The sequence below is a fragment of the Streptomyces sp. NPDC088910 genome, from assembly GCF_044749865.1.
In the GTDB taxonomy this organism is placed as follows: domain Bacteria; phylum Actinomycetota; class Actinomycetes; order Streptomycetales; family Streptomycetaceae; genus Actinacidiphila.
Genome location: NZ_JBIVIV010000012.1, coordinates 323,968 through 329,967, shown reverse-complemented (window position 1 = coordinate 329,967; position 6,000 = coordinate 323,968). Strand labels below are relative to the sequence as shown.

General features: G+C 71.0%; 7 protein-coding genes. 5 read left to right on the top strand and 2 right to left on the bottom strand.

The window, feature by feature from the left end; translation table 11 throughout:
* From ACIP4Z_RS26800 to ACIP4Z_RS26780, 5 genes are all read left to right on the top strand, one after another.
* Window positions 1-428, top strand: a 428-nt coding sequence (locus tag ACIP4Z_RS26800; protein WP_401312231.1) for a lactate utilisation protein LutB domain-containing protein, incomplete at its 5' end; no start/stop codon positions are given.
* On the top strand, window positions 425-1,069 hold the full coding sequence (locus tag ACIP4Z_RS26795) for a lactate utilization protein C (RefSeq protein ID WP_401312229.1): 645 nt from the start codon (window positions 425-427) through the stop codon (window positions 1,067-1,069). The genes ACIP4Z_RS26800 and ACIP4Z_RS26795, both read left to right, overlap by 4 nt.
* Before the next feature lie 126 nt (window positions 1,070-1,195).
* On the top strand, window positions 1,196-2,035 hold the full coding sequence (gene modA, locus ACIP4Z_RS26790; RefSeq protein WP_355338771.1) for a molybdate ABC transporter substrate-binding protein: 840 nt from the start codon (window positions 1,196-1,198) through the stop codon (window positions 2,033-2,035).
* Window positions 2,032-2,892 carry an ABC transporter permease gene (locus tag ACIP4Z_RS26785; RefSeq protein ID WP_391048694.1) on the top strand — a complete coding sequence of 287 codons (861 nt, stop codon included), beginning with the start codon at window positions 2,032-2,034 and terminating at the stop codon, window positions 2,890-2,892. The genes modA and ACIP4Z_RS26785 overlap by 4 nt, the downstream gene beginning before the upstream one ends.
* On the top strand, window positions 2,889-4,001 hold the full coding sequence (locus tag ACIP4Z_RS26780) for an ABC transporter ATP-binding protein (RefSeq protein WP_401312224.1): 1,113 nt from the start codon (window positions 2,889-2,891) through the stop codon (window positions 3,999-4,001). The genes ACIP4Z_RS26785 and ACIP4Z_RS26780 overlap by 4 nt, the downstream gene beginning before the upstream one ends.
* Window positions 4,002-4,044: 43 nt before the next feature.
* Here the strand turns inward: ACIP4Z_RS26780 and ACIP4Z_RS26775 are convergent, their stop codons facing one another.
* Entirely contained in the window at window positions 4,045-4,293 is a 249-nt protein-coding gene (locus tag ACIP4Z_RS26775) for a sigma factor (protein WP_355338762.1), read from the bottom strand.
* A 190-nt stretch (window positions 4,294-4,483) separates the two neighbouring features.
* Complete coding sequence (locus ACIP4Z_RS26770; protein WP_401312220.1) at window positions 4,484-5,728, bottom strand: ThuA domain-containing protein; 1,245 nt, start codon at window positions 5,726-5,728, stop codon at window positions 4,484-4,486.
* Between the last annotated feature and the right edge of the window lie 272 nt (window positions 5,729-6,000).

Sequence of the window (6,000 nt, the reverse complement as noted above, 5' to 3'; positions counted from 1 at the left end):
GCACCACCACCACCGAACTCGACGCCTCCCTCCCCTACGCCTCCACCCTCTGCGGCGCCTGCTACGACGTCTGCCCCGTCGCCATCAACATCCCCGAAGTCCTGGTGCACCTGCGTGAACGCGTCGCCGAAGGCGCCACCACCACCCAGGACGGCCAACGCGTCACGATCAAACCCGCCAAAGGCCACGCCGCCGAACGCGCCACCATGCGCGCCGCCCGCTGGGCACTCGACCACCCCGCCCTCATGCGCCAGGGCCAGCGCCTCGCCACCCGCACCCGACACCTCCACCCCCAACGGCTCCCCGGACCCGCCAAAGCCTGGACCGCCACCCGCGACCTCCCCACCCTCCCCCCGCAGACCTTCCGCGACTGGTGGCAGAAAAACCAACCAGCCAACCACCCCCAGACCGAGGAGAACGGCCAGTGACCTCCCGCGACACCGTCCTCACCCGCATCCGCAACGCCCTCGCGGACGTCCCCCGCGACGACCGCCCGCACGACACCCCTCTCACCAGGGACTACCTGCACACCCACGCCGACCGCACCCCGCAGGAGACCGCGACCCTCCTCGCGGAGAACCTCACCGACTACCGGGCCCACGTCCACCACACGGACGAGACCGGACTGCCCGCGACCGTCGCCCGCCTGATCGCCGAGCGCGGCAGCCGCAGCGTCGTCACCCCGCAGGGCCTGCCCGCGCACTGGCTCGACGCGATCGGCCCGGACACCGAGCGGCACACCGACCGGCCCGAGCAGACCACCTACGACCTCGACGCGATCGACACCGTGATCACCGGCTGCGCCCTGGCCATCGCCGAGACCGGCACCATCGTGCTCGACACCTCCCCCGACCAGGGCCGCCGCCGGATCACCCTCGTCCCCGACCACCACATCTGCGTCATCACCCCCGCGCAGATCGTCGCCTCGGTCCCCCAGGCCCTCCCCCGCCTGGCCCCCACCCGGCCCCAGACCTGGATCTCAGGCCCCTCCGCCACCAGCGACATCGAACTCGACCGCGTCGAAGGCGTCCACGGCCCCCGCACCCTGGACGTCATCATGGTTGTGTGATCGCACAAACGAGGCGGACAGCTGGATCATGCGGCTTATGCAATGCGCCAGGAGACTTATCCCTCGCAGATGCGTCACTATGATCGTCACAATGACCTGGTGCGCGGCAGAGAGAGAGTTCCTGTGATGATCCGTACCGAACGGCGCCGCGGCATGGTGGCGGCCGTCGGCGGCGCCGCCGTACTGCTGGCGCTCACTGCCTGCTCGTCCTCGGACAAGGGTTCCGACGCCTCGTCCTCGTCCCCCTCCGCCTCGTCCTCCGCTTCCGCGTCGGCGACCACGCCGAAGGTCACCGGTTCCGTGACCGTGTTCGCGGCGGCGTCGCTGAAGGAGTCCTTCACGACGCTCGGCAAGCAGTTCGAGGCCGCGTACCCCGGCACGAAGGTGACGTTCAACTTCGGCGGCAGCGACGTGCTCGCGGCCAGCATCACCTCGGGCGCGCCCGCTGACGTCTTCGCGGCGGCCAGTACGAAGACGATGAAGATCGTCACCGACGCCAAGGACGCGGCGGGCACTCCCGCCCCCTTCGTGCGCAACCAGTTGGAGATCGCGACGCTGCCCGGCAACCCGGACAAGATCGCGTCGCTGAAGGACCTGACGAAGTCCGGCCTCAAGGTCGCGCTGTGCGCGAAGACGGTGCCGTGCGGGGCCGCCGCGCAGACGGCGCTGACCGACAGCGGGCTGAAGCTGACGCCGGTCAGTTACGAGCAGGACGTGAAGGCCGCGCTGACGAAGGTGGAGCTGAAGGAGGTCGACGCGGCGGTGGTCTACAAGACCGACGTGAAGGCCGCGGGCGGCAAGGTGCAGGGCGTGGACTTCCCCGAGTCGGCGAAGGCGATCAACACGTACCCGATCGTGGAGCTGAAGAACGCGCCCAACGGGACGGCCGCGCAGGCGTTCATCGCGCTGGTGCGGTCCGCCGAGGGCCAGAAGGTGCTCACCGGGGCGGGCTTCCTCAACCCGTGACCGGTCAGGAGCGGTGGGGCGCCGCGGCCGGTCCGGGCCTTCCCGGGCACCGGCCGCGGCGCCGCTTCGTGCGCAGCCGCGGCGGTGTCCCGCTGCCGTTGCTGCTGCCCGCGCTGATCGCGCTCGTCTTTCTGCTGCTGCCGCTGCTGGCGCTGCTGATCCGAGCGCCGTGGCGGAGCCTGCCGTCGCAGCTCACCAGTTCCGAGGTGTGGACGGCGCTGCGGCTGTCGTTGGAGACCGCGACCACGGCGACCGCCGTGTCGCTGGTGTTCGGGGTGCCGCTGGCGTGGCTGCTGGCCCGTACGACGTTTCCCGGCCGCGGTCTGGTGCGCTCGCTGGTGACGCTGCCGCTGGTGCTGCCGCCGGTGGTCGGCGGTGTGGCGCTGCTGCTGGCGCTGGGGCGCAACGGTGTGGTGGGGCGCTGGCTAGACTCGGCGTTCGGCGTCACGCTGCCGTTCACGACGGCCGGTGTGGTGGTGGCGGAGACGTTCGTGGCGATGCCGTTCCTGGTGATCACCGTCGAGGGGACGCTGCGGGCGGCCGACACGCGGTTCGAGGAGGCGGCGGCGACGCTGGGCGCCTCGCGGTTCACCGCCTTCCGCCGGGTCACCCTGCCGATGATCGCACCGGGTGTCGCGGCGGGCGCGGTGCTGGCCTGGGCCAGGGCGCTGGGCGAGTTCGGCGCGACCATCACCTTCGCGGGCAGTTTCCCCGGCCGTACGCAGACGATGCCGCTGGCGGTGTATCTGGCGCTCCAGGACGATCCGGCCGCCGCCATCGCGCTCAGCCTCGTCCTGCTCGCGGTCTCCGTCGCGGTCCTCGCCGGGCTGCGCGAACGCTGGACGGCCGCGTCATGAGACTCGACAAGGGGGACGGGCCCGACGTGCGGGGTGCCGAGGACGCCGACGGCCTCGACGCGCGTCTCGTCCTGGACCGCGGCACCTTCCGGCTGGACGTACGGCTGTCGGTGCCGCCCGGCGAGGTGCTGGCGCTGCTCGGTCCGAACGGCGCGGGCAAGACCACCGCGCTGCGTACGCTGGCCGGTCTCGCCCCGCTGTCCGGCGGCCATCTGCGGCTCGACGGGCGGACACTGGAGGAACCGGCGGTACGGCGGCGGGTGCCGGCCGAGGACCGGCCGGTCGGTGTGATCTTCCAGGACTATCTGCTCTTCCCGCATCTGACCGCGCTGGACAATGTCGCCTTCGGGCCGCGCTGCCACGGCGCGTCCAAGGCGGACGCGCGGGCGCGGGCGGCGGATCTGCTGGACCGGATGGGGCTCGCGGACCACGCGGGCGTCAAGCCGCGGCGGCTGTCCGGCGGGCAGGCCCAACGCGTGGCGCTGGCCAGGGCGTTGGCGACCGGGCCGCGGCTGCTGCTGCTCGACGAGCCGCTGGCGGCGCTGGACGCCCGCGCGCGGCTGGACGTACGGGCGGAGCTGCGCCGCCATCTGGCCGCGTTCGAGGCGGTGGCGGTGCTGGTGACGCACGACCCGCTGGACGCGATGGTGCTGGCCGACCGGCTGGTGGTGATCGAGCACGGGCGGGTGGTGCAGGAGGGCACGCCCGCGGAGATCGCCCGCCGTCCGCGTACGGACTACATCGCGCGGCTGGTCGGGCTCAATCTCTACCGGGGCGAGGCCGAGGGGCACACGGTCCGGCTCGGTCCGGAGCTGACCGTGACCGCCACGGAGGAGCTGACGGGGCCCGCCTTCGTGGCCTTCCCGCCGAGCGCGGTCACGCTCTCCACCGACCGGCCGGACTCCAGCGCGCGCAACACCTGGCGGGCCAGGATCTGCGGCCTGGAGTCGCACGGCGACCAGATCCGTGTCGCCCTCACCGGAAGCGCCGACGACCTGCCGCTGACCGCCGACCTGACGGCGGTGTCCGTGGCCGAACTGGGCCTGCACGAGGGCGCGCAGGTGTGGGCGACGGTCAAGGCGGCCCAGACGCACGCCTATCCCGCGTGAGCCGGCCGGGCGGCGGGGCTCAGCGGTACCGACGCGGCGGCCCTCAGCGGGAGTTCGGCGGCGAGCCGGCCCCCGGTGTCACGGCCAGCAGATTGCGGGCGATGGTCAGCAGATAGGCGCGGACGGTGGCGCTGCCCGGCTCGATCCGGCCGAGGTGCAGCCAGGCGCGCAGCAGCGTCTCGTGGGCCACGTCCTCGGCCTGCGCGCGGTCGCGCACGTGGCCGAGGGCGAACGACACCAGCATCTCGTAGTGCTCGGTGTGCTGCCCGGTTTCGCGTTCTTCCGGTGTCACCGGTCGTCCCCTCCCCCGGGGGCGGCGCACGCCGCAACCCCTGTGGGAGTAATACGCGACCGGCGCGCGCCGCGTTCATCCGGGGTGGGTGTGGCCTCAGGTGGGCGTGGGGCGTACGAGTACGGAGCCGGGCCGTGGCCCGGCTCCGCTCGGGTGTCGGCCGGCCGCGGAGATCAGCCCGGCCGGGGGATCAACTCGGCAGCGTCCACTGCTGGTTGGCGCCCGTGCCGCAGGTCCAGATCTGGAGCCGGGTGCCGTTGGCGCTGCTGGGGCCCGTCGCGTCCAGGCACTTGCCCGACCCGGCGTTCACCAGCGTGCTCCCGCTGCGCGTCCACTTCTGGGCGGCGCTGCCGTTGCAGTCGTAGAGCTGCACCTTGGTGCCGTTGGCCGTGCCCGCCGAGGTGACGTCCATGCACTTGCCGAGGGCCTTGAGCGTGCCGTCGGAACCGACCGCCCAGGTCTGGGCGCTGGTGCCGTTGCAGTCGTAGAGCTGTACGGCCGCGCCGTTGGCGCTGCTGGCGCCCGCGATGTCCACGCACTTGCCGCCGTAGCCGTGGATGGCGCCGGTCGGGCCGCCCTGCGGCGGGGTGACCGGGCCGCTCTGGCCCGCCGCCCAGCGGATCTCCTGGATCAGCAACTGGTTCTGCTGGGCGCTGGCGAAGGTGGACGACAGCGCGGTGTTGGTGTCGTAGTTCATCGCGTTGTGCCCGAAGTTGTTGTAGACCATCCTGTAGTTCTTGTTGGTCCACACGATCGGGTAATAGCCGCTGTACCAGGTCTGGTTGGGGTCGGTCCCGATCGGGAACGTCGACTGGTCCATCGAGGCCAGGATGTCGATGTTCGGGTTCTGCCGCAGGTCGTTCTGCCAGCTATACCACTCGCTGACGGACGAGGCGATCGTGCCGGGCAGGCCCGCGGTGGCCGGGTGGTTCGGGTCCTCGATCTTCAGCGTCTCGGCGGTCGGCCCCCAGGTGTTGGACTTGAAGGTGCCGGTGCCGAGGAAGGTCTGGTGGTACCAGGACCAGCCGTTGGACGACGCGTCGTTGTAGGCCGCGACATGGAAGCCGATCCAGCCGCCGCCGTTGTTCATGTACGTCTGGAACGCGCTCTGCTGGGCCGCGGTCTGCGGGGCGTTGTCGAGGAACATGACCACCTGGTACTGGGCCAGGTTGGCGGTGTTGAGCTGGCTCCAGTCGTTGGTCGAGGTGTACGAGAAGCCGTACTGCGCCGCGTGCTGCGGGAACCACGCGTTCGCTTCGTGGACGAAGTTGATGTGGGCGGCGTCGTACGTGCCGTCGTAGAAGGCGATCACCTTGAAGTCGGCGGCCTGCGCGGTGTGCGCGGGCCCCGCCTGTACCCCGAGCACCACGGCGAACAGCGCGAACAGCCTCAACAGGGTGCGCGACCAGGGTATTTGTGTGCGGGATCTGATCATGTGGGGGACCTTCCTTGTGCGCGACGGTGGGGGACGTGCGCCTGTACCGCGATTGAAAGGTCCAGACTATGTTCATGTCAATGACTCGCGGTCGAATCCTTGACCTAGTAACAGCGTTGACCGGGGGGTGAGTTGTTTTTCGTTCACTTCCTTGACCCAGCCCTTGACGCGGCGGCCCGGTGGGGCAATCCTTCCGAACCAACGGACAAGAAGCTTTCCTTCCACGCACCACCGCATACCTCCCCCTTACCACTGGTCCGTACTCCTCCCCG